16 protein-coding genes and 1 pseudogene are annotated in these 21,708 nt (G+C 68.7%); 7 read left to right on the plus strand and 10 right to left on the minus strand.

Going from position 1 to position 21,708, the window contains the following annotated elements:
- The 5 genes and pseudogenes from D7Y21_RS30455 to D7Y21_RS30475 all read right to left on the minus strand — a co-directional run.
- A pseudogene (locus tag D7Y21_RS30455) lies at positions 1 to 1,718 on the minus strand (hypothetical protein); the annotation flags it as partial.
- Position 1,719: 1 nt separating this feature from the next.
- The gene (locus tag D7Y21_RS30460) at positions 1,720 to 2,172 is read right to left on the minus strand and encodes a phage tail protein (RefSeq protein WP_121717314.1); all 453 of its coding nucleotides are present in this window, start codon (positions 2,170 to 2,172) and stop codon (positions 1,720 to 1,722) included.
- Positions 2,173 to 2,192: 20 nt separating this feature from the next.
- Positions 2,193 to 4,142, minus strand: a complete 1,950-nt coding sequence (locus D7Y21_RS30465; protein WP_121717316.1) for a phage tail sheath subtilisin-like domain-containing protein — start codon at positions 4,140 to 4,142, stop codon at positions 2,193 to 2,195.
- A gap of 9 nt (positions 4,143 to 4,151) precedes the next feature.
- Positions 4,152 to 4,997: a hypothetical protein gene (locus D7Y21_RS30470; protein ID WP_147469418.1), complete on the minus strand. Its 846-nt coding sequence runs from the start codon at positions 4,995 to 4,997 to the stop codon at positions 4,152 to 4,154.
- The gene (locus D7Y21_RS30475) at positions 4,994 to 5,587 is read right to left on the minus strand and encodes a Pvc16 family protein (protein ID WP_121717320.1); all 594 of its coding nucleotides are present in this window, start codon (positions 5,585 to 5,587) and stop codon (positions 4,994 to 4,996) included. The genes D7Y21_RS30470 and D7Y21_RS30475 overlap by 4 nt, the downstream gene beginning before the upstream one ends.
- Positions 5,588 to 5,957: 370 nt before the next feature.
- Here D7Y21_RS30475 and D7Y21_RS30480 point away from each other — a divergent pair, with 370 nt between their 5' ends.
- The gene (locus tag D7Y21_RS30480) at positions 5,958 to 6,320 is read left to right on the plus strand and encodes a DUF4386 domain-containing protein (RefSeq protein WP_233612340.1); all 363 of its coding nucleotides are present in this window, start codon (positions 5,958 to 5,960) and stop codon (positions 6,318 to 6,320) included.
- Here the strand turns inward: D7Y21_RS30480 and D7Y21_RS30485 are convergent.
- Positions 6,298 to 6,903 (minus strand): Crp/Fnr family transcriptional regulator, encoded by a 606-nt coding sequence (locus D7Y21_RS30485; RefSeq protein ID WP_121717322.1) that lies wholly within the window; start codon positions 6,901 to 6,903, stop codon positions 6,298 to 6,300. The genes D7Y21_RS30480 and D7Y21_RS30485 overlap by 23 nt on opposite strands.
- A gap of 98 nt (positions 6,904 to 7,001) precedes the next feature.
- Positions 7,002 to 7,883 carry a bile acid:sodium symporter family protein gene (locus tag D7Y21_RS30490; RefSeq protein WP_120564356.1) on the minus strand — a complete coding sequence of 294 codons (882 nt, stop codon included), beginning with the start codon at positions 7,881 to 7,883 and terminating at the stop codon, positions 7,002 to 7,004.
- A gap of 244 nt (positions 7,884 to 8,127) precedes the next feature.
- Here D7Y21_RS30490 and D7Y21_RS30495 point away from each other — a divergent pair, with 244 nt between their 5' ends.
- Both D7Y21_RS30495 and D7Y21_RS30500 read left to right on the plus strand, forming a co-directional pair.
- Positions 8,128 to 10,497: an arylsulfatase gene (locus D7Y21_RS30495; RefSeq protein WP_121717324.1), complete on the plus strand. Its 2,370-nt coding sequence runs from the start codon at positions 8,128 to 8,130 to the stop codon at positions 10,495 to 10,497.
- A gap of 36 nt (positions 10,498 to 10,533) precedes the next feature.
- On the plus strand, positions 10,534 to 10,926 hold the full coding sequence (locus D7Y21_RS30500) for an MgtC/SapB family protein (RefSeq protein WP_120564358.1): 393 nt from the start codon (positions 10,534 to 10,536) through the stop codon (positions 10,924 to 10,926).
- Positions 10,927 to 11,072: 146 nt separating this feature from the next.
- Here the strand turns inward: D7Y21_RS30500 and D7Y21_RS30505 are convergent, their stop codons facing one another.
- Entirely contained in the window at positions 11,073 to 13,340 is a 2,268-nt protein-coding gene (locus D7Y21_RS30505) for a zinc-dependent metalloprotease (RefSeq protein ID WP_121717326.1), read from the minus strand.
- Positions 13,341 to 13,784: 444 nt separating this feature from the next.
- Here D7Y21_RS30505 and D7Y21_RS30510 point away from each other — a divergent pair, with 444 nt between their 5' ends.
- The 4 genes from D7Y21_RS30510 (at position 13,785) to D7Y21_RS43040 (ending at position 16,847) form a co-directional block, all read left to right on the plus strand.
- On the plus strand, positions 13,785 to 14,144 hold the full coding sequence (locus D7Y21_RS30510) for a GerW family sporulation protein (protein WP_120564360.1): 360 nt from the start codon (positions 13,785 to 13,787) through the stop codon (positions 14,142 to 14,144).
- Between the two features lie 308 nt (positions 14,145 to 14,452).
- On the plus strand, positions 14,453 to 15,766 hold the full coding sequence (locus tag D7Y21_RS30520) for a hypothetical protein (protein ID WP_147469419.1): 1,314 nt from the start codon (positions 14,453 to 14,455) through the stop codon (positions 15,764 to 15,766).
- Positions 15,741 to 16,385: a hypothetical protein gene (locus D7Y21_RS30525; RefSeq protein ID WP_147443243.1), complete on the plus strand. Its 645-nt coding sequence runs from the start codon at positions 15,741 to 15,743 to the stop codon at positions 16,383 to 16,385. The genes D7Y21_RS30520 and D7Y21_RS30525 overlap by 26 nt, the downstream gene beginning before the upstream one ends.
- Before the next feature lie 75 nt (positions 16,386 to 16,460).
- Complete coding sequence (locus D7Y21_RS43040) at positions 16,461 to 16,847, plus strand: hypothetical protein (RefSeq protein ID WP_233612341.1); 387 nt, start codon at positions 16,461 to 16,463, stop codon at positions 16,845 to 16,847.
- On the opposite strand, the gene D7Y21_RS30535 is transcribed toward D7Y21_RS43040, so the two are convergent.
- Positions 16,787 to 17,632, minus strand: coding sequence for a DUF1963 domain-containing protein (locus D7Y21_RS30535; protein WP_121717330.1), 846 nt, complete (start codon positions 17,630 to 17,632; stop codon positions 16,787 to 16,789). The genes D7Y21_RS43040 and D7Y21_RS30535 overlap by 61 nt on opposite strands.
- A 407-nt stretch (positions 17,633 to 18,039) precedes the next feature.
- On the minus strand, positions 18,040 to 21,708 hold a 3,669-nt coding region (hrpA, locus tag D7Y21_RS30545; RefSeq protein WP_233612342.1), incomplete at its 5' end, for an ATP-dependent RNA helicase HrpA.

A 21,708-nucleotide genomic window follows, 5' to 3' on the forward strand; every position in this document is an offset into this window, starting at 1 on the left:
AGGTGTATAAGAGACAGGGGCAGGGGCTGGAGGGCGCAGCCGAGGAAGGTGCCCCAGGCTGGCTCCTTCAGAGGGGCCGCCGGTGCGGGGGACGAAGCGTCCGGGCCGGGGACGCGCTCCCAGGGCCGGTGTGCCGCGTCTGGCACCGCCACCAGGCTGACCTCGTCCCGGTCCAGCACCGCGTGGATGCCCCGGAGCGCCCGTGGCTTGCTGCTCAGGTCGCGCAGCCAGCCCGCCTCGTCCAGGAGCGTCTCGGGGCCCAGGCCCTTCAAGCCCTCGTCCAGGAACAGCTCCGCGCTGAACGTGCTCAGCCCATCCCGCTCGAGCGCATCACCCGCGGGCGGCGTGCAGCCCACGTACGCAGTGGGCTGGTCCGTCAACCCCAGCGGGAAGGAGAAGTCCCCCTTCCAGTCCAGGGGTTGTCCCGCCAGCTCCGGTCGGGAGGAGAAGCCCTCCTTCCCGGATGCGGGCCCCGCGAGAGGGAAGCGGGCTTCGGGCACACCCTGGCGCCAGTCCTGGGGCAGCCGTTCCTCGGGGCGCCGGGAGGGGGCGAGCTGCGAGTCCTCCCACCGGGCGCGCTCCGCGTCCATGGGCAGCGCGCCCCAGTGGCGCGGGTGCGGGGGGCAGAAGCCGAGCTGCTCCAGCCCCGCTGGCTTCTGCGCGCCCTGCCGGGTCCACAGGCTCAGCGTCAGCCGCTCACACCGGGCTGGAGCCGAGGACACCGCCGGTGGCGAGAGCAGCACCTGGGATGCAAGGCCGGACACCTTCACGGTGCTCCCTGTACCCAGCCCGGGCTGCAGCTCCTCCTCCACCGCCTGCACCGGCAGCCAGCACTCGGAGCCACCAGACTGCACCCGCAACACCGCGCCGGGCGGGGGCGCCTGCTCGGGGGCCACCTTCAGGGTGAGCGTAAGGAGGCGGGGGGAGACGTCCTTGCCCGGGTCCGCCACGTCGGTGACGGGAATGGACTCCGTGTCCCCTTCTCCTCGCATCCACGACACAGCGGAGGTGTCCGGAGCGAGTCCCACGCCCTCCTGCAGCCACTGGAAGAGGCGTGTCCTCACGCGGGCCGTCACCAGTGGAAGCGCCAGGCTGACAGGGGTGCCCGTGGGAGCCCGGCCCGGCATCTCCACGCTCTCCACCGCGACGAGCAGCATGACGCCGGTGCCTCCGAAGTGGACGCGCAGGAGGTCGCCCACGGCCACACCCCCAGGGGCCGTGACGGTCAACACCACCTGACCATCGAGGGCGGGCCGCTCGAGGAGCTCCAGGGGCTCGACGGTGATGCTGGCCGCCACCTGGACGGCGTCCGACCAGCTCCCCTCCGAGCGGGCCCGCGCCAGCGCGGGGGACAACTCCCCACGGGCCGAGCGGCGCAGCAGTCCTGGCACGGGGAAGCTGTTGGCAAGCGCCTCCGGGCCGGCCACGCGCACCACCCAGCACCGCTGGCCCCCATTGCGGAAGAAGGCCCGCACGGCGGACTCCAACTGGGCGTGGACCGGCTCGCCCCGCTCTGCGTCCCAGGCCAGCAGGGGCGCAGAGCCGAACACCGCCTCGAAGTCCGCCACGTCCTCCACCACCACCGGCACGTGCAGCGGGCCGGAGGCGGCGAAGCCCACGAAGGCAGCCACGTCCATCCGTGGCAGCGCATCCGTCACGGGCGGCGCCTGGATTTCGAAGCGGATGCCCGGAAGGCGTCTGGCGGCGGGGCGGCTCACGTCACTCCATCTCCAGGCGCTCGTAGGCGATGGTCAGCTCTTCAATCGCCACGTCCGTGCCCTTCGCGTTGAAGGGGCCGCTCACGTGCTTGATGATCCGCGCGCGCAAGAGCTTCCACGTCTGCACCACCGCCGTGTGGTCCTCGTTCTGCAACTGGATGGTGACGGTGCGCAGCGCGTTGGCCTCTCCGTTGCGCAGCTGATTCAGCCACGAGTAGAGGGTGAGTGAGCCAATCACCCCCCGCTTCATGGTGACGTCCGTGGCCTTGTTCAGGCCGGTGATCTTCCGGACGCTGTTCTCCTTCTCGTTGCCGTTGCGGTACTCCGCGACGGTGACCTCCATGCCCACGTTGGAGATCTCCTGGAAGCCGGCGTCTGCCCCTTCTGTGGTGCCGGTGCCCAGGTCCACCAGGAAATTGAACTGCACATAGGGACGCTCTCGAAGGACCGCCATCTTTCAAACCTCCCAGGGGATTACTTCCGGTCGCCGGTCCACTGGCCGATGCGGAAGATGACGAACTCGGCCGGGCGCAGCGGCGCCACGCCGATGAGGCAGATCAACCGACCGTTATCCAGGTCGTTCTGGGTCATGGTGCTGCGGTCGCACTTCACGAAGTACGCCTTCTCCGGCTTGTCCCCGAGCAGCGCGCCCGTCTGCCATTCATTGAGCAGGAAGTCCTCGATGGTGCGCCGCACGTTGGCCCAGAGTTGCTCGCCGTTCGGCTCGAACACCGCCCACTGGGTGCCCTTGTCGATGGAGCGCTCCAGGTAGGCGAAGTAGCGGCGCAGGTTGACGTACTTCCACTCGGGGTCGGAGCTGATGGTGCGCGCGCCCCACAGCCGGTAGCCACGCCCCTCGAAGAAGCGGAAGGCGTTGATGCCCTCGGGGTTGAGGACCTCCTGCTGCGACTTGTTCAGGTTCACCTCGAAGCCCAGCGCCCCGTTCACCACCTCGTTGGCGGGGGCCTTGTAGACGGCGCGGTTGATGTCATTGCGCGCGAAGATGCCGGCCACGAAGCCGCTGGGCGGCAGGAAGATGGGCTGGCGCGTGACGGGGTCCAGCACCTTCACCCACGGGTAGTAGAGCGCCGCGTGGCTGGAGTCGAACTTCGCCCGCTGCGCGCGCACCTGGGCGAGGGTCTGGCCGTTGCCGCTGTCGAGCACCGCGATGCGGTACTTCATCCGCTGGCAGTGGGAGATGAGCAGGCCGATGATGGCGGCCGACTGAGGGCCATAGCTCTTGTCGTAACCGAGCGTCGATCCCGGCGCGGCCACGATGGAGATGTCCTCCAGGTCCTCGAACTGCACGAGGCCGTTCTTGCGCGTGGTGTTGACGATCTCCTCGCCCTTGTAGTCGTCCGAGGTCGGCCGCTCGCCGTCGTTGCCACCCTGCAGCAGCACCTCCACCGAGCGCTCGGAGTCCGTGGAGTCTGGCTCCTTCAGTTTCGCGGCGACGGTGGCGTCGGCTTTCAGCAGCGCGGTCAACATCTGGTGCCCGTCTCCCAGGTCGCTTCCCGGCGCGATGACGATGGGGATGTCCCGGTTGCGCTCCAGGTCCGCGGCGTCGACGTCGAAGCGCGCATGCAACGAGTCCTCCGCACCGTCGCGCGTGTGCGCCTTGTCCAGCGCCAGCCCGGCCCACACCTGGGACGACGCCGGCTCGTCCGTGGGGATGACGGCCATCGTCACGGTGATGATGCGCAGCTGGTTGCCTGGATCGGTGATGCTGGACAGCGCCGTGACCGTGTCCTTGTCGGACTTCAGGTCCCAGCCCTGCGTCTGCTCGTTCCAGCGCGCCTGGAAGAAGGCGCCCGGGTCCGGTGTCCCGCCGTCGGAGGTGGTGAAGTCGCGCAGCACCACCACGTCGCGGTCCTGCAGCGCGCTGACGCGAGGCTTGCTGCCCTCGAAGGACAGCACGTTCTGCCCCGTGCGCAGCGTGAAGCGCACGCGCAGGTTGCCGGACGAGCCCGGATAGCGGCCGTAGACGATGACCTGCTTCTTGGCGTCCGTTTCCTCGCCGGCCAGCAGCCCGCGCGCGTGGCCGTCGTCATAGGACGGGTTGGTGGCGACGAGCTTGGTTTCGGCCTTGAAGCCTGCATAGGCATCGCCTTCGGCCTTGGTGGAACTCTTCTGCCGGAACACCCGGCTCACGTAGAGCCGCTTCCCGCCCTCCTCGAAGAAGGCGCGCACCGCGTGCCATACGTAGTTGTGAAGCGTGCCCGCGTTGAGGAAGCCGAGCTGTTGGCGGTTCCCGTAGACGCGCTCGAACTCCACCATGCTGGTGATGAGGCCGGGCTCCAGGTCCACGGGCCCATAGCGGGTGGGGCCAATGAAGCCGGTGGTGGTCGTGCTCACACCCTCGATGGACTTGGAGCGGAAGCTGGTCTCTTCAACGAATACGCCAGGCGCGAGATATTCAGGCATCGGTCTTTCCTAGAGAGGTGAACCCGTGAGCCGCAGTCGGGAGCGCGGCTCGCCTTCGGTGCGCACGACGAGCTCGCGGCCGTAGAGGAGGGTGGGCTCGAGCAGCTCCTGGGGGCCGTCGAGGTTCGGCCACAGCCGCGCTGGCGCGCTGTCCAGTTGGCGCAGGGTGTCGCGGAGGTCCGGGAGCTCGGGCCCGGGCGCGCGGTGGGCATGGAAGGCCCTCAGCCGCAGCGTCCACTGCTGCTCCAGCAACGGCGGGCTGCCGGATGGCGGAGGGGGGCCGGTGGGGGAATCCACCGGGGCCGGGTACTGGAAGAAGAGGGCGACCCGGCCCTCCTCGTCCGCCACGCCGCGCACCTGCCGCCCGCCGGGGAGGGTGGCCTGCACCAACGCCCACGCCGCGGGAGCCTTGGCCTGGGTGTCCCAGAGCTCCGCGCGCACCACCGCCAGCGTGGACTCCACCTGGCGCGCGGGCGCTGAGAAGAGCGGCACGAAGGGCCGCTGGTCGAGCTGGAAGAGGCCCTGGTGGGGCAGGTCCACCTGGAAGGAGAGAGGAAGGAAGCGGTGCTGCTCGTCCCTCACCTCGACGGTGTAGCGCTTGCGCCCGGTCAATCCCTGCCACCAGGCGGCATCTCCCGCGCCGAACTCCAGCTCGCGCAGCCCGGGCAGGTCCATGAGCACATGGATGCCGGAGCGGTTCACCACCGAGGAGCGGCGCGAGGAGGGCTGCCCCTGGGGGTAGGCGCTCACGGCCAGGCCCTCGCCTACGACTGCTCCTGACACCTCGTCGCGGAAGCACACCCCCAGCGGAGCTGTCCGTGTCACGCGATCGATGACCTGGGAGGAGGGTCTCATGGGCCTTCGAGCCTCCTCACCTCGAGCTCGCGAGTCTGGATGAGGGGCAGCTCCGTGTCTGTCATGGCGGACTCGATCACCACCATGCGCGCGATGTACGTCGCGGAGATCTGGATGTCGGGCTTGCCGATCTCCCAGACATTGAGCATGTCCTGGACGGAGAGCGGCTCGTAGACGAGCGTCACCGTCTCGTCCGGGAGGAAGGTGTCGGCCGCGGGCCGCCCATGCTCATTGAGGAAGCTGGAGTTGAGGGTGGGCGTGTCCTCCAGCGTCCGCATGCACCAGCCGAGCAGCAGGTGCTGTCTCGTGGCGGTGGGTGCCCAGGGCGTGAGCAGGTAGTAGAGATCGAGCGGCAGCGGCCGCCGGGTCCGCCGCCCCTTCGCGTCCGTACGCCCTGTCAGGTTGCGCCGGACGGTACTGGGAGCGATTCGGTAGAGGAAAAGGGAGACGCCCTCCTTCATGGGGGATTTGAAGTTGGCGGCCTGGTACAGGTCGAACTTCGCGCCCTCGAACTCAGGCTTGGGGCGAGATTGCTCGAGCAGAGCCAGGATGGACTGCCCAATCGCTGGGATTGCCGCGTAGGTAGCCACCTGCAAGGCTCCGGAGTGCCGCCGCTCACGCTTGTCAAATCTGGAACCCTGGTCCCGCGCGCACCCTCGTGATGCGGCGGCAAGGCCCACCTGATTCGAGGGCGCAAGGTACGCTCGCTGTGGAGGCGGGGCGTATCAGGCTGGAGTGCGGAGGTGCTGGGCGACAGCGGACTCATGGGGCCGGGTACGGCGCGAGGATTTCTGCGCATCGATGCCGGGCAATCCTGCACGCAGGGGACACCCGGCCGCAGTGCATGGAGTATGCGCACGACTGGATGGGGGCCTGTCACCTGCCGCTGTTCTCGACCCGGCGTCTGGAGTTGCGTCCTCTCTCTCCGCGCCCGTTCAATTGAGCGAGGAGGACCCAACGATGCCGAAACCGAAGCCGCCATCCCCCGCCGAGCTCCGAGCACGAGCGTCGGGCAGGCGCACGCAAGACGGACGACACGAGGTGAAGGTGCTGCCGAGGCTTCCTTCCAAGGCCGACTCGAACCTGGGGGCCGGCAGCGTGGCGTTCTGCCTGTCGCTGTACCGCTCGCGGCTTCTTCCCGCGTGGCTCCCGCTGGTGGGCGCGGTGGGCTACGGGCTTCTGGCGCTGGGGTCCGTGCTCGAGCTCTTCGGCCTGCCGTGGGGCATCTTCTTCTCCGGACCCGGGGGCCTGTTCGAGCTGTTCCTCGGTGGCTGGCTCATCACCAGGGGGTTCCGGACGGTCACGCCTTCCGTCGCGGCGTAGCCTGCTTGCCGTGCGTGGTGATGCGCTTGCGGATCCGGCTCAGCGACTCGGGCTTCACGCCGATGTAGCTGGCCAGCTGGTACTGGGGAATCCGCTGGAGGAGGTCCGGCCGCGTCCTCGTGAGCTTGAGGTAGCGCTGCTCCGGGGTATCCGTGAGATAGGACGCGAACCACTCCTGCTGTTCCGCCAGGACCTTCTGCATCACCCTCCGGGAGATGCTCTCGAAGCGAGGGAAGCGCCGGTACAGGTCCCCCTCGCGTTGCTCGGTGCCCACCACCACCGTGGTGTCTTCCGCGCAGACCCAGAAGTGCTCCGCCGGGGTCTGGTTCATCATGCTGTGAATCGAGAGGACCCAGTCGTCCTCGGTGAAGAACCCGTTGCTGCGCTCCTCCCCGTCGACGATGGAGTACTGGCGGACGCAGCCCTGGAGGACGAAGTAGGCCTCGGTGCAGACCTGGCCCGCCATGAGCAGGTGCGCGCCTTTCGGGCAGGTCTTCACCACCATGCTGTCCAGGATGGCCCCGGCTTCCTCGTCCGACAGAGGCGCGATGCGGCGGAAGTAGTCGACGAGCCTGTGTTTCATGGGAGCACCGCGCGACCGGTGATGGCCCCATCATCCCACCGGACTGGCGGACGTGGCCCGAAAACGCACGTGCACGCCACGCAGGAGCTGCCCATCGCTCAGGCGCGGACCATGCCCCCGTGCCGCAGCGGCCGCTGCCGCCGGCCTCGCCACGCGAGGAGCCACGCAATCGGGAAGAGGACCGCGAACCCGACCAGCGAGGAGACGACGACCATCACTTCGGCGTTCTGATCCCCCATCCCCTGGGTGGCCACCACCATCGCCGCGGCGATGTTGCGTTGCCCGGTGCCCAGCCCCAACACCACGTGTCCTCCGCGGTACTCGCGGCCGAAGACCCAGCCGATGCCGAAGGCGCCCGGAATCAGGATCAGCGGGGCGAAGATGGCGCCAGTGCTGATGATGTGCACGACGCCCCCGAAGTTGGCCACGAGGGTTGCCGCGACCAGTACGGCCAACGCCACCATGGCGAGCTTGCCCAACCAGGGCCGGAGCCGTTCCGCCAGCGTCTGGTGCCGGGCCCGGACGTAGAGCCCCGCGCCCAGGGGAAGAATCATCGTCCACAGCAGCGGCAACGCGATTGCCGCCGGACGCACCCTCACGTCCGGCACCACCCGCGGGACCACCAGGGGCATGTAGAGGACGGTGGCCAGCATGAGGAGCACCGTCAGTGACGCGCTCAACGGCATGTTGCCGCCCGCAGCCGCGGTGAGCCTCATGAGGAATAGAGCACCCGCCGCCATGCCGATGAGCATGACGCCGGTGGCATGGGAGCTGTCCAAGGGGACCACCTGCACCACGCCGTACGCGAGCAGTGGGACGAGTACGAAGTTCGCCACCAGCGCGCGGATGGCTCCACGCGAATCGAGCAGCGGGGCAGATATCTCGCGGAGCGTGTGGCTCAGTCCGACGGCGAGCATGGTGCAGACGGAGAACACCAGGATCCCGATGCTCGACAGCGCCTGAAGGAACCCGACCCTCATTCCTTGAAGGTCACGGTGCCCGCACGAAACCGCAAGCGCTCCGGGACGACCGCGCAACCGGCCCGCCAGGCAAGGCCCGGCTCACGCCTGGCGCCCCCTCCTTGGGTGCCATGCAGCGGGCCGCATGCTGGATGCTCCTCGCCTGCGCGCCCCGCGTGAGCCTCACACGGACGGATGGCCGGACCGAGCCCGCGGCTTGCAGTCTCGTTCGTCGTCCTCATCTCTCGGGAGGAGGCACGCGGCGATGGCGAAGAAAAAGGAGCGGACTCCGAGGCGGATTGAACGGGACACCTACCCGAGGCCCGAGCACCGCTTCCCGGATGCGAAGATCGGGATGACCTGGAAGGACTCGGAACCCGACTCCCCCGGCTTCCAGCGGGCGCCGCCGGGCGCGCCGAACATCGTGCTCGTGCTGCTGGACGACGTGGGCTACGCGTGGCCGAGCAGCTACGGAGGGCTCGTGCGCATGCCCACCTCGGAGCGGCTGGCGAAGGAGGGCCTCACCTACTGCCAGTTCCACACCACCGCGCTCTGCGCGCCCACACGGGCGGCGCTGCTCACCGGCCGCAACCACCACTCGACCTCCTTCGGGGTGGTGGGTGAGATGGCCACCGGCTATCCGGGTTACAGCGGAGTCCTCTCGCGGAGCTGCGCGACCATCGCGGAGTTGCTTGCGCCCAACGGCTACGCCACCGGTTGGTGGGGCAAGAATCACTCCACTCCGCTGAACCAGGCCTCCGCCGCGGGGCCCTTCACGCACTGGCCCACCCGGCGCGGCTTCGACTACTTCTACGGGTTCCTCGGCGGAGGGACGGACCAGTTCTATCCGGCGCTCTACCGGAACACGACCCCCGTCAATCCCACTGGCACGCCGGAACAGGGCTACCAGCTCACCCGGGACCTCGCGAACGACTGCATCGCCTGGATGCGAGCGCAGAAGGCCATCGCCCCGGAGCGACCGTTCTTCGTGCACTTCGCCCCCGCCGCGGCGCACGGCCCGCACCAGCCGCCCCTCGACTGGCGCGGGCGAAATGCCGGTCGCTTCGACATGGGCTGGGACCACTACCGCGAAGTCGTCTATCAGCGGCAGCTCGAGCTGGGCGTCATCGCCCCGGGCACGAGGCTGACCCCCCGGCCGAAAGAGCTGCCGGCCTGGGACCGCTTCGATGCCGAGGCGCAGGCACTGCTCCGCCTCCAGGCCGAGAACTACGCGGACTACCTCGAGCACTGCGACCACGAAGTGGGCCGGCTGGTGCACGTCCTCGAGGAGCTGGGAGAATTCGAGAACACGCTCTTCATCTACATCCTCGGCGACAACGGCTCGAGCGCGGAGGGGTCACTGACCGGGACCCTCAACGAGAGCGCCAGCATGCAGGGCATCGAACCGCCCATCGAGGCGAGCCTCGCGCGGATGGGGGAGTGGGGGCTGCCGGGAACCACGCCGCATTACGCGGTGGGCTGGGCCTGGGCCGGGGACACCCCGTTCCAGTGGATGAAGCAGGTGGCGTCCCATTTCGGGGGCACCCGCAACGGGATGATTGTGAGCTGGCCCGCGTGGATCGCCGACAAGGGGCAGAAGCGCTTCCAGTTCCACCACGTCATCGACGTCGTTCCCACCCTCCTCGAGGCCGTCGGAATCCGCGAGCCGGTCAGCGTCGATGGCGTGCCGCAGAAGCCAATCGAAGGCGTGAGCATGGCGTACACCTTCGACCGGGCCAACGCGGAGGCGAAGAGCACGCGCACCACGCAGTACTTCGAGATGCTGGGCAACCGCGCGCTCTATCACGACGGCTGGACTGCCTGCTGCCGGCACGGACGGCTCCCCTGGGTCACCCGGGGCAGTGCCAGCTTCGATGAGGACACCTGGGAGCTGTACCACCTCGATGAGGACTTCAGTCAGTCCGAGGACCTGGCGGCCCGCTATCCCAAGAAGCTGCGCGAGCTTCAGGACCTGTTCCTGCTGGAAGCGGCGAAGTACGACGTCCTCCCTCTGGATGACCGCTTCGCGGAGCGGGCGGATGTGACGTTGCGGCCGGGCTTCTTCGTCGGCCGCAGGCGGCTGACCCTCTACCCGGGCATGGTGCGGCTGCCGGAGAGCAGCGGCCCCAAGCTGGCGAACGTCGACCACGCCATCACCCTCCACGCGCGGCTTCCCGAGGGGCGCGCCGAGGGCGTGCTGGTGTGCCTGGGCGGGGACACCGCGGGATGGAGCCTGTTCGTGGAGGACGGGCGGATGCGCTACCACTACAACTGGTTCGGGTTCGAGCGCTTCGACGTCCTCTCCGGGGCAGCACTGCCCGGCGGCGAGGCCGAGCTTCGGATGGAGTTCACCTGTGAGACGCCGGGGATTCCAGGAGGGCCGGCCGTGGTGCGGCTCCTCTGCAACGGCACCGTGGTGGGCGAGGGGCGGATTGCCAGGCAGGTGCCAGGGTACTTCGGCCTCGGTGAGACGCTCGACGTCGGAGAGGACACGCTCTCCCCGGTCTGGCCCGGCTACCGCGAGCGGTTGCCCTTCCGCTTCAACGGAAGCATCGACCGGGTGGAATTCGAACTCGGCGAGGCCGCGCCACGCAGCATGGCGGAGCTGCTCGAGGAGCAGCTCCATCAGGACTGAGGCTTCACGGTGGAAGGACTCGGCCTGGATCTGAGCATGTTGGTTCGCCTCGCGGTGGCATTCGCGCTGGGGCTGCCCGTGGGTTGGGAGCGAGACCACCGGGCGCTCTCGCCCGGATTGCGCACGTTTCCGCTCGTCGGCACGGGAGCGTGTGCATTCCTGCTCATCGGCCAGCATGCCTTCCCCGGCGATGCGCGCGCTCAGGGCTATGTCTTTCAGGCCGTGTTGAGCGGCATCGGTTTCATCGGAGGCGGTGTCATCGTCAAGGGCAGGGGAGAGATCCAGGGGATCGCGACCGCCGTGAGCGTCTGGATTACCGCCGCGGTCGGGGCTGCCGTCGCCTATCGGCTCTATGGGCTCGGGGCGGTTCTGTCGCTCACGACCGTGGCTGCACTGCAGCTGCTCAGGCCGTTCAAGGAACACACGTAATCGGGTGAAGAAGCGCTTCGGCCAGCGTGACAAGGCGCCAGAAAACACCAAGGCCGGAAGCCGCTGGGGCTCAGCGGCTTCCGGCCCCGGTCCTTCCGTGTCCCCGACGGGTTTCGAACCCATGGGTGGAGCGACCAGGCTTCGCGTCAGTGGTAGTAGGGCGAGAGCGCGCTGGAGACGCGCGCCAGCAGATCCTCGGACTGCAACCGCTCCTCCCCCGTGAGCGACGGGAGCTGCGCGGTGAGTGTGTCGCGGGCCTCGCGCAGCGCCGAGTACGCGGGCAGTGTCTGGAATTGCTTCAGGATGTCCACCATGGCGCGGCGGGCCGCGTAGCCGCGCACGCCGTCCACGTTGAGCAGGATGCCGCGCACGTCCGCCATCACCGGCGCCGTGAACTGCGGCGTGGTGGGCGCATTCGCGGTGAAGATGCTGCCGCGCGACGACACCGGGTCCAGGTAGAGGCGCGTGAGGACGCGGCGGGCGAGCTCATCCGCACGGGAGGCGTAGACCGCGGGCGAGCCCGGAGGCACGACGAGCGGCGGCCGCACCTGGGCCAGGATGTCCTGGTACGCCCGCACCTGCTCCGTCCCGGCCCGCACGAAGCCCAGGACCTGGTTGGTGCGGGTGCTGAGGGTGAGGTTGAGCCGGTTGGTGACCGAGGCCGTGGTGAGGAAGCTCTGCGCGTAGACGTTGAAGTCCGCCAGCGTGAAGCTGAACGTGTCATTCGTGCGGTCGTACATGGCACAGCGCGGGTCGGTGAACCGGTCTTGATCCGTGCAGAACTCCCAGGTGGGCAGCTGGGTGTCCAGCCCGTAGAGGTAGCGCACCGCCTGCACGTCGTAGGGGCCCGGCGCGCTGTCCAGGACGGAGTCCTCGTTCGCGACGTAGTCCATCACGGAGCTGCTGCGCAGGCCGGTGGGCGTGCCGTCGTAAGCGAGCGATCCGGCGAAGTTGTGGCGCAGGCCCAGCGTGTGGCCAATCTCATGCAACACCACGTGCGTGAGGTAGGCCTCCACCTTCTGCTTCTTCGTCTGCGGAGTGACCGCCGTCAGCGACGACGCGAGGCCGGCCTCCGGGTCGCCGAAGCGCTCGAGGACGTTCAGGTCGCACAGCTGCTCCGCCTTCATCCCGGACCAGGACATGCTCACGGGCGAGAGCGTCCGCGCCCGTGCGGCGGCGAACGCGCCGGGGTCGCTCTCGAAGGTCTCGTCCCCGAGCACCAGCCACATGGCCGGCAGGTAGACGCTGGCGCCGCGCAGCTCGCTGGTGTTGGGGTTGATGCGGAAGTTCGCGAAGGCGTAGGGCACGCCCTCGTCCGGGTCGAAGATGAGGACGTTCTTGTCGTCATCCGCGAAGTCGAGCCCCGCGCCGCCCACCGTGGCCTCCAGGACCTTGAAGCCGAACGCCTGGTTCCAACCCTCCACGCCGCGCTTGATGGCGCCCACCAGGTCATAGTCCTGGAAGCGCGGGTCGGCCTGGATCGAGAGCACGGAGGGGGTGATGAACCAGGAGATGGGCTTCATCCCGGGGTGGATGTTCCACTTCATCGCGGGGATGTCCTGCCAGCCACCGGCGTTGGTGATGAAGCTCGGCGCTCCCGCGAAGTAGAGCGTCTGCTCGGGCATGGCCGTGGGCGTGTAGCCGGGCCCCTCCTTGTAGCGGCGCAGGGCGAGGCCGAGCGTGCCGGAGGCGCGGTAGCCATTGGGCTCCAGGTAGTCCACGGCGAACGGCTCGGACGCCTCCGAGTAGCCCGTGAAGACCTGCTCGAAGGCGATGCCGTCGGTGATGGGGTGGAAGCGCTGCGCGAAGCTCAGCTCCGTCTGGAATCGCGTGGAGACGGACAACGAGTCCCCCATCACGCCGAAGCGGTTGAGCCCCGCCGACGGGTCGATGAGCACGTACTGGTCGGCGTTGCGCAGACGGTTGAAGGGGCCGTAGTCGGTGACGACGGGGTAGGCCTCCACCAGCACCTGTGGGTCGAACACGTCGCTGAGCTTCTTGCGGTCGTCCACATCCACCACGAAGAGCCGGCCGTTCTGCTCCTGGAAGGAGACCACCCGCGTGCCCAGGGACCTGCCAGCGCCGAAGATCACCCCTCCCGGATGGAGCTGCTTGAGGAACGCGGACAGGAACCACTTCTGCTTCAGCTCGCTGCGCTTGATGGCCAGGTAGAAGTGGGTGCCCGCGTCCTCCACGATTCCGGACAGGCGCTGTTCCACCTGTTGGCGCTGCTCCGTGCTCGTGGCCCGGGGCACCGCCACGAAGGCGTCCTCCAGGCTGACGGCCAGCGAGGCTTCGGGGGCTTCCGTTTCAGTCACGGGCCCGCCGGTGTCACAGCCGCCGCTCGTCAACATCACCACCAGCGACGCGGCGCCCAGCCAGCGGCGCCGCGAAGACCACGTCCGTCCAAGCATCGAATCACTCCAGGGGGTTGGGGCGGCATCGCGCCGCCCGTTGCACCGGAGGAACGACATTTCGGAGGGGGGCATACTGGAAGGGCGCCAGGCTTCGGAAGAAGCCCTCCACCGCGCAAGGACTTTCAACCCGGACGATATGCCGGCCCGGTTCTCGCCCGCGACAGGGCTCCCACGTCGCTGATGCGCATGCTCTCCAGGCCACTCCTTCGGGAGCCTCACGGACCAGATGATGGAGACACTCTTCCCGCCCCCTCCCGTGTTCACCCGGAGTGGGTCGTGCGTCCGTCGACTTGGTGGCATCGGGGGCCTTCTTGCGGACGCTCGACGCGCATGGGTGGCGCGTCTCAGCGGCGAGCCGGGCCCCGGGCTGGTGCCTTGGTGTGATGGCTCGCGCTCCCACCGTGCCTATCTCTGGCGGGAGCACCCGAAGAGGAATCCGCCATGGACATCATCGACCTCATCGACCGGACCCGCGACAGCATCTCCGCGCGCAGCGTCTTCGGCCAACCCATCCAGCAGGGGGAGGTCACCGTGATTCCCGTCGCGCGCGTGATGGGCGGTGGAGGCGGCGGTGGGGGAGAGGGCCCGGTACCTGAGGCCAACTCGAGGGAGGGCATGGGACATGGGGAGGGCACGGGCTTTGGGCTGAGCGCGCGTCCGGCCGGCGCCTTCGTCATCCGCGGAGACAGGGTGTCGTGGCTGCCTGTCGTGGAGCCCACGCGCATCATCCTCGGCTTGCAGGTACTGGCTGGCTTCGCCCTGCTCTTCTACTCGCGCACTCGGCTGAGTGGCCGACGATAGGCCGACCCGTCATTCAGATACCCGTGTCGTGCTCAAGCCACACGTGCTCCAGGTCGGTCCATGTCTGGGGGAGCCCGCTCTTCGTTGTCCATGCCGACCGGCTCGCCGAGAACGTCCGGCGCTTCCAGCAAACACCCGAGAGCCAGACGCGGGGGGCCGAGATCTTCTATTCGTGCGGCAACTGAGCCGGTTGCGTCGCTTCCCAGGTCCTCCCGGGTCGTTGTTTCGCCCTCTTCCTTGGGGCTCGAATGGTGGGGCAGAGAAGTGCCCATCTGCGTCCCTGGCAGACTTTGAACGAGGGGGAAGACATGCCCGCGACCCATCACCTCGAGGTGGTTGCTGTCGACGAAAAGGGTGCTGCGCTCAATGTGAGCACCGTGACGCTGACCTCGGGACTGGCCGTGAGCCGCAGCGTGGCAGTCTCCGGCGCTGTTCGCATCGCATTGAGCGGAGTGAACCCGGGCCGGGGCGAAGTGTGTTTCTCCTTCGTGGACCGGCCGGATTTCATCCTGCCCCTCACCTTCGTGAAGGGGACGGAGGGACCGGTGCCTACGTTCCCCCAGGAGGCGCCCCTCTGCTGCCCGACCATCCAGCGGACCCAGGAGACCGCCCTGGGCGCGGCGAAGACCGTCTTCACCCTGACCCTGACGCTGGCCTCGGCTCACTCCGAGGTCGTCCTCGTCGCGGGCTGGGACTACAGCGGCGGGGCGAACAACGTCGCCTACTGCAACACCTGTCGTGAGGACCTCTATTCGGGGAGCACGCACAGGACCGGCATGAAGACAACCATCCCCAAGCGCATCGACACACCCACGGTCGTAACCCTCTTCGACTTCAAGTCCGGAGAACGGAGCAGGAGCGTGAAGAGCGCGTCCGGGTGGTTTGATTTGGACCGCGTCCTCCAGGGGACGGTGAAGCCGCATGTGGCGAAATACTCAGAGACGGTGAACCAGAAGCGGCGGCACGACGACGATTCCATCTCCATCCTGCACGTCTACGACTACCTCGCCGAGCTGGGCCTCAAGGCACCGGGTGCCTTGAGGGAGTTCCATCTCTTCTCACATGCCTGGGCAGGGGGACCCATCCTCGCCAACACCACCGAGGACATCGGCTACCGTTCGGGCGGGACCTCCGCGGCGCTGCGGGATCCGGGAGACAAGGACCCCCGGCTCAAGGACTTCGATCCGGTCAACATGCCCCGGCTGGCGGACCTCAAGGCCGCCTTCGCCACCGACTCCGTCGTCAAGGTGTGGGGCTGTCTGGCGACCACGGCCTATCGCAACCTGATTCGCGCCACGGCCTCGGCCAAGAGCGACACCGACACCGTCACCTACGACTGGTCCGGGACGAAGGTCACCAAGACGGCCGCGGAGTCGAAGACGTACCTTCGGGACGTCATCCTGAAGTACAACTACATGGAGAAGTTGTCCGCTGCCATTGGCGGTCGCGCGAAGGTGTACGGGGCGCCTCCCGGCATGGGCGCCAATCTTCGCGCCGTCCCCGTGGGCAAGAAGACTTTCAATTACATGTACGTGGATGGCACCATCTACAAGCGCGAATACGACTTCCTCAAGAGCGCCATGGGATTGGTTCCCGATGACACCGGCTATCTCTTCTTCTGATTCCGACAGGCGGTCTGGCCTCTCCCGGGCGTGGCTCGCCGCGACGCTGCTGCTGGTTCCGGCCTGTCAGGAGGCGGCCCGTGGCGCCACGGCCTCGGAGCGCGAGGGTGTGGCGAAGGGCCGGGTGGAGGCGCCGGCCATCACTCCTCCGGAGGAGCCTGCTCCGGCGGCACCAACGCCGTCCGCCGACGTGGAGGCCGAGCCTTCGCCGGGGGCCCGCGCGGTGGCTCGGCTCAAGGCGGAGGCCTCCCAGCTTGAGTCGGCCCGCCTTGTGACCTGCGGTGGGGAGAAGGTGGTGGGGCGCATGCCCGAGCCGCTGTTGGCGCGGCTTCGGACCGCGTTCACCCAGGCGGCGGTTTCGAAGGACCCGGCCCTGACCACGCCGCCCTGGGAGTCCGTCCTCCTGGAGCTGAAATTCCGGGACGGCAAGTCGGTGTTCGGGCAACTGGTGCGCGATGATGTCCTGCGCCTGCGCGAGGAGAGGTGGTGCGGGTCGGGGGCACAGGGGCGCGAGCTGGTCCTGACGGACGGGCCGTCGCTGCTTCCGTGGTTCCAGAAGCACCTGGGCCCGGTGCAGTCGAAGGAGCATCAGCTCCCACCCGGGATTCCCTCTCCCTGACGCGAAGCCGGAGGGTGGTTGCGGCTGGCATCCCAGCCCGCTCGCGAATCACGAACTCCGGTTCAGCCCTCACGGTTGCCCTGGAAGCTCACCTCGCCCACGGCCTTGTTCACCTTGCTGCTGGGCGCGTTCATGCTGTTCCTCAGCCTCAATGCCGCGCTGACCGTGATGCTTGGCGGTGCCTCGCTCGCCTTCGCGCTCGCGGTCCATGGAAGCGCGGCGGTCTATGGAGTCGTGCTGGCCGCCGCGCTGCTGCGCCCCCCAGAAGGTCATCTCTTGATTCTTTCGCTTCTGGCGCAGCGCGTCTCCGGCGGACCTTGGGTGTCCGTCCCCTCGCAGCTGCTCGGACGGCCCTATGAGAACCTCGCCCGGCGTGCGCCACGTGAGCAGTTCGACCAGGGTCACGTGCCCTGGAATCGAAGCGCGACTTCCTTCAGGTGTGTTCGGCACATGAAGAGATAGGCCGTCCACACATCGCCCCAACTGGCATCCGTCACATCAGAGGGAGAGAGCTGCAGCAGCAGCTCCATCAGCTCCCCACAAACGGTGCATCGTGGTGTCTGGTCTGGGCCGTTCACCCAATTGGGATATCCGCCGAGCACGACCCCTCTGTTGCGTGAGTGGGGTTTCTCGCGGGCGTGGGTTAGTTCACTGGCGACTCGAGCCACCACGTGCCAGTTCTCCCACGCCTGCCGAGCACCGGAGTTTCCGGGGACTCGGTCCCAGAGCGGGGGACAGTGCACCTCGAACCCAACGTCATCAGGGAGCGATTGTTCGAGTCGTGGGGTCACGAATCGAGGCTCGAACTCTTGCCAGTGATAGCCTTTAGAGGCATCCGGATCCGGTCGGAGTTCGCATGCCTGGGAAGGCGAGAGCGACGGGTACGCCATCACCCGAAATCCTTCCCGCTCCTTGATTCCGTCCCGCGGCTTTTTGGGGTGCAGCGGGCCGCAGTCCCAGCAGTAGAAGAACGTGAAGAAGGCGATGCCGAGCGTGGGCGAGTGCCGAGCGTCTCGTACATGGTTCACCTGCGCAACGAAGCTCAGGAGATGGCCGCGGTCACAGATGGGCCACCCTTCGCCACCGCGCCCCGCGGGCACGCCACCGAAGCGCGTGGCAAGCAGCGAGTCGTCGCGGGAGGAGGCTCCCGGCACCAGCATCGTGCGCTGGCGAATCAGCGGACGTAGCCATCGACCGACCTCGTCCGCGCTGAGGGCATCGATCTTGTCGCTCCGGGCCTTGGACATGGGCGGTGAACGTAGCCTGCCGGGCAGACGGAGCGAAGGCGCGCGGGCAATTGCATCCAGCCCCAACCGTGAAACGCATCGCCCTGCGGCCGCTCCCTCAAGCAGGTGCGGAGACAGGCTTGAGGGTGTGGGCGTACGTGAGGCCCCGGGGCGGGCAATTCTGGCGCACCTGGGCTAGCCCACGGCATGTGCGAGGTTGGCCCCGACACGAGGGCCACCCCAGGCCGCATGGTGTTGAGGCTCAAGAGGCGCCAAGAGGTCCAGGCCCCTGCCACGCACCTGATGCGAGCGCGGCCTGTCCACCGGACGGGAGCATCACTACCGGCCTACCGGCCGGCGGTGGGCAGTCCGGCGGCGGCACCTTGAGGACGCCGATGCTCTCGTCGCGGACGGACAGCCACTCGCTTCTAACGCAGCGCCGCGAGGGCCGCGCCGACCTTCGCCACCGTCACCGACACGGGCGTCGTCACCTCCGGAGCGAAGATGGCCACGCGGAGCTCCTCGAAGGCCCACCGCAGCTCCTGCGCTGCCTCCTGGTCACGCGCGGTGGCGGACCTGGCGAGGAAGGTCTCCCACAGGGGGAGGAAGGGCGCGGCCTTGCCTGCGTCCTTCGGGGGGTTCGCCACTGCACGAGACAGCCGTGCCTGGGCCGCGCGGAGGTAGCGCGGGTAGTGCAGCAGGCGCACGAGGGGAATCCACTCGATGAGGTTCGCGGGGAACAGCTGCCCGAGCTGCGAGCGGATGTCCCGCACGGCCGCCGCGCCGCTCGGCCCCTTGGAGGCCGCCTTGAGTGCAGCGAGCGTCGCAGCGAGCTCCGAGGAGGTGACGACGACGGCGTTCGCCCAGTCCCGGGCCTCACGCTCGATGCGCGGTGAGCCCTCATGGACCAGCGCCTCGAAGGCCGCCTTCGTGCGGGGCAGCGGCGCACCCGGTGCGAGCTTGAACGCATCGTCGACGCTGCGTGCGAGGACGAGCGCCTTGAAGGCGTCGGCCTTGCCCCGCGCGGGCGGCGCGCCGTCCAGGGACGGGAAGGGCAGCGGCATGCGCGCGCCGCTGACGGCCACGTGGCCGCGCGCGGCGAGCATCAGGAGCCGGCGGACCCCCGTGCGCGTGGCCGCGTCGGCGGCGGCGGAGGTCTCGAGCAGCACCAGGTCCACGGCAGCGCCCCGGTCGACGAGCGCGGGGTAGCTGCGGACATCGAGCCCGCCGACCCGCCGGGTAACAAAGGGGGGCAGCTCGCCGAAGGTCCATGCGGTCAGCCCCTTGCGCTCCCAGTCCGAAGCCGGTGCCGCGCTGCGCAGCGCCGCCCGTGCATGTCCCCCGTACTGATCGAGCAACGCGTCGGCGTCGCGGCTCTTCGCGAGCTCCTTTCCCCGCTCGTCGAGCACCCGGAGCGTGATGCGCAGGTACGGCACCACGGCATCCGCGCGGAAGGACTCCTCGGGCACGTCCACGCCGCACAGCCGGGACACCGCACGCGCGAGCGCTGGAATCAACGGCCCGCGGAAGGGCACCAGTTCCTTCTCGAGACGGTCGACCAGTTCCGGCACGGGCCCCAGTTGCTTGCGCTGGGCGCGGGGGACCTGCTCGAGCAGGGCGGTGAGTTTCTCCCGCTGCCAACCGGGGATGGTCCAGTCGAGCTCACCTGGGACCAACTGGGCGAGCAGCAGCAGCGGCACGCTCACGGTGATGCCATCGTCCTCGGCCGATGGGTCGAAGGTGTACGTCACGGGGACGGACGCGCCGTGCAGGGAGATGGCGTCCGGGTAGTGCTTCGGAGACAGGCCCGGGTCGTGCGAAAGGGCATCCTCCATGGAGAGGACGAGCACGTCGGGGTCGGCCGCCTCGGCCTTGCGGCGCCAGGCCTCGAAACCCGCTCCGTCCGTCACGTCCGCTGGGACGCGCTGGTCGAAGAACGTCAGCAGCGCCTCGCTGTCGAGCAGCTCGCTGCGCCGGGCCTTGTCCCGCAGGCGCGCCACGCGCTCGAGCACCTGTCGGTTCTTCTCCTGGAACGCCCCCCGGGTGCGGTACTCGCCGCGCACCAGGGCATGCTCGAGGAACATCAGCCGTGCCCGGGCGGGGTCCATGCTGGCCAGGGAGACGGGGCGCTCCTTGAAGACCTGAAGCCCGAAGAGGGTCGCGTTCTCCTTCACGATGGCGCGCGCGGACTTCTCCGACCAGTGCGGTTCGGAGTAGCTGCGCTTGAGCAGGTGGGGGGCCGCCGCCGCGAGCCACTCCGGGTCGAGCTTCGCCACGGTGCGCGCGAACAGCTGGGACGTCTCCACGAGCTCGAACGCCATCGCCCAGGCAGGGGGCTTCTTCGCGAGCGCCGACGAGGGGTGGACCGTGAAGCGCGTCTGCTTCGCGCCCACATAGTGGCGCTGCTCCGGATTCCACTGGCCGATGCGGGACAGGAGTCCGGTGAGGAGCGCCTGGTGCAGGAGGTCCCCGCGCGCCGGGGCGCCCCGGCCCTTGCGAGGCAGGCGCAGCTCGCGGACGGTCTCCTCGAGCTGGCGCTGGACGTCCCGCCACTCGCGCACCCGCAGGAAGGACAGGAAGTTGTCCCGGCACACGCGCCGCAGATGGGACGTCCCGCGCTCCTCGGCCTCGCGCACGAACGCCCACAGCTTGAGCAGCCCCATGAAGTCCGAGTGCTCGTCACGGAAGCGCGAGTGCGACGCGTCCGCCTTCTGCGCGAGCTCCCGTGGCCGCTCGCGCGGGTCCTGCAGGTTGAGCGCCGCGGCGACGATGAGCACCTCGTCCAGGCACCCGTACTCGGCGCCGGCCAGAATCATCCGCGCGATGCGCGGGTCCACCGGGAAGCGCGCGAGCTGGTGCCCGAGCTGCGTCAGGGTGCGCTCCTTTCCCTCGATGGCCCCGAGCTCCTCGAGCACCCGCCAGCCCTCGGCGATGGCTCTCGGCTGGGGCGGGTCGAGGAAGGGGAAGTCCTCGACGTCACCGAGGTCGAGGGACTTCATCCGCAGGATGACCCCCGCGAGCCCGGTGCGCTTGATCTCCGGGTCGGTGAAGGCGGGCCGCGTGGTGAAGTTGACCTCTTCGTAGAGGCGCACGCAGATGCCCTCGCGCACGCGTCCGCAGCGCCCCTTGCGCTGGTCGGCGCTGGCCTGGGAGACCGGCTCGATGTGCAGGCGCGTGGTGCCCGAGCGTGGGTCGTAGCGCGACAGGCGCGCCACCCCCGTGTCCACAACGTAGACGATGCCCGGGATGGTGATCGACGTCTCCGCGACGTTGGTGGCGAGGATGACCCGGCGCTGGGGAATGGTGGCGAAGACGCGCGACTGCTCGGAGGCCGACAGGCGCGAATACAGGGGCTGCACCACCGTGCCGCGGAGCTCGCGCGCGTTCAGGGCATTCTCGGCCTCGCGGATCTCCCGCTCCCCGGGGAGGAACACGAGCACGTCCCCGTCCGGGTCGAGCGAGAGCACGTTCGCCACCGAATCGGCGACGGCGTCAGCGAGCTCGGATTCCTCGGGGGGCGGCTCGTAGAGCACGTCCACGGGAAAGGTCCGGCCCTCCACCTGGATGACGGGAGCGCCCCCGAAGAACTGCGAGAAGCGCTCGGTTTCGATGGTGGCCGAGCTCACCACCACCTTGAGGTCGGGGCGCCTGGGGAGGATGCGCTTGAGCCACCCGAGCAGGAAGTCGATGGTGAGGCTGCGCTCGTGGGCCTCGTCGAGCACGATGGTGTCGTAGCGCTTCAGGAGCGGGTCGCTGTGGATCTGCGCGAGCAGGACGCCGTCGGTCATGAACTTCACGGCCGTCTGCCGGGACGAGCGGTCCTCGAAGCGGATCTGGTAGCCGACGTCCGTGCCCAGCTCCGTGCCGACCTCGCGAGCCACGCGCGCCGCCACGCTCGTCGCGGCGATGCGCCGGGGCTGGGTGACGCCAATCTGGCGAGGACGGCCGCGCCCCATGGCGAGGAGGATTTTGGGCAGCTGCGTCGTCTTCCCTGAGCCGGTGGCCCCCGCGACGATGACCACCTGATGGGCGGAGATGGCCGCGGTGATGTCCTCCACCCGGCTCGAGATGGGGAGCTCGGGGGGGAAGCGCAGGGT

It is taken from the genome of Corallococcus sp. AB045, from assembly GCF_003668895.1.
GTDB lineage: Bacteria > Myxococcota > Myxococcia > Myxococcales > Myxococcaceae > Corallococcus > Corallococcus coralloides.

Bases quoted from the DNA above. Each gene is read 5' to 3' on its own strand.
- D7Y21_RS30510 (WP_120564360.1), top strand. From the start codon at position 13,785: ATGGACATCATCGACCTCATCGACCGGACCCGCGACAGCATCTCCGCG.
- D7Y21_RS30535 (WP_121717330.1), bottom strand. From the start codon at position 17,632: ATGTCCAAGGCCCGGAGCGACAAGATCGATGCCCTCAGCGCGGACGAG.
- D7Y21_RS30465 (WP_121717316.1), bottom strand. From the start codon at position 4,142: ATGCCTGAATATCTCGCGCCTGGCGTATTCGTTGAAGAGACCAGCTTC.
- D7Y21_RS30490 (WP_120564356.1), bottom strand. From the start codon at position 7,883: ATGAGGGTCGGGTTCCTTCAGGCGCTGTCGAGCATCGGGATCCTGGTG.
- D7Y21_RS30485 (WP_121717322.1), bottom strand. From the start codon at position 6,903: ATGAAACACAGGCTCGTCGACTACTTCCGCCGCATCGCGCCTCTGTCG.
- D7Y21_RS30500 (WP_120564358.1), top strand. From the start codon at position 10,534: ATGTTGGTTCGCCTCGCGGTGGCATTCGCGCTGGGGCTGCCCGTGGGT.
- D7Y21_RS30495 (WP_121717324.1), top strand. From the start codon at position 8,128: ATGGCGAAGAAAAAGGAGCGGACTCCGAGGCGGATTGAACGGGACACC.
- D7Y21_RS30460 (WP_121717314.1), bottom strand. From the start codon at position 2,172: ATGGCGGTCCTTCGAGAGCGTCCCTATGTGCAGTTCAATTTCCTGGTG.
- D7Y21_RS30470 (WP_147469418.1), bottom strand. From the start codon at position 4,997: ATGAGACCCTCCTCCCAGGTCATCGATCGCGTGACACGGACAGCTCCG.
- D7Y21_RS30520 (WP_147469419.1), top strand. From the start codon at position 14,453: ATGCCCGCGACCCATCACCTCGAGGTGGTTGCTGTCGACGAAAAGGGT.
- D7Y21_RS30480 (WP_233612340.1), top strand. From the start codon at position 5,958: ATGCCGAAACCGAAGCCGCCATCCCCCGCCGAGCTCCGAGCACGAGCG.
- D7Y21_RS30525 (WP_147443243.1), top strand. From the start codon at position 15,741: ATGACACCGGCTATCTCTTCTTCTGATTCCGACAGGCGGTCTGGCCTC.
- D7Y21_RS30505 (WP_121717326.1), bottom strand. From the start codon at position 13,340: ATGCTTGGACGGACGTGGTCTTCGCGGCGCCGCTGGCTGGGCGCCGCG.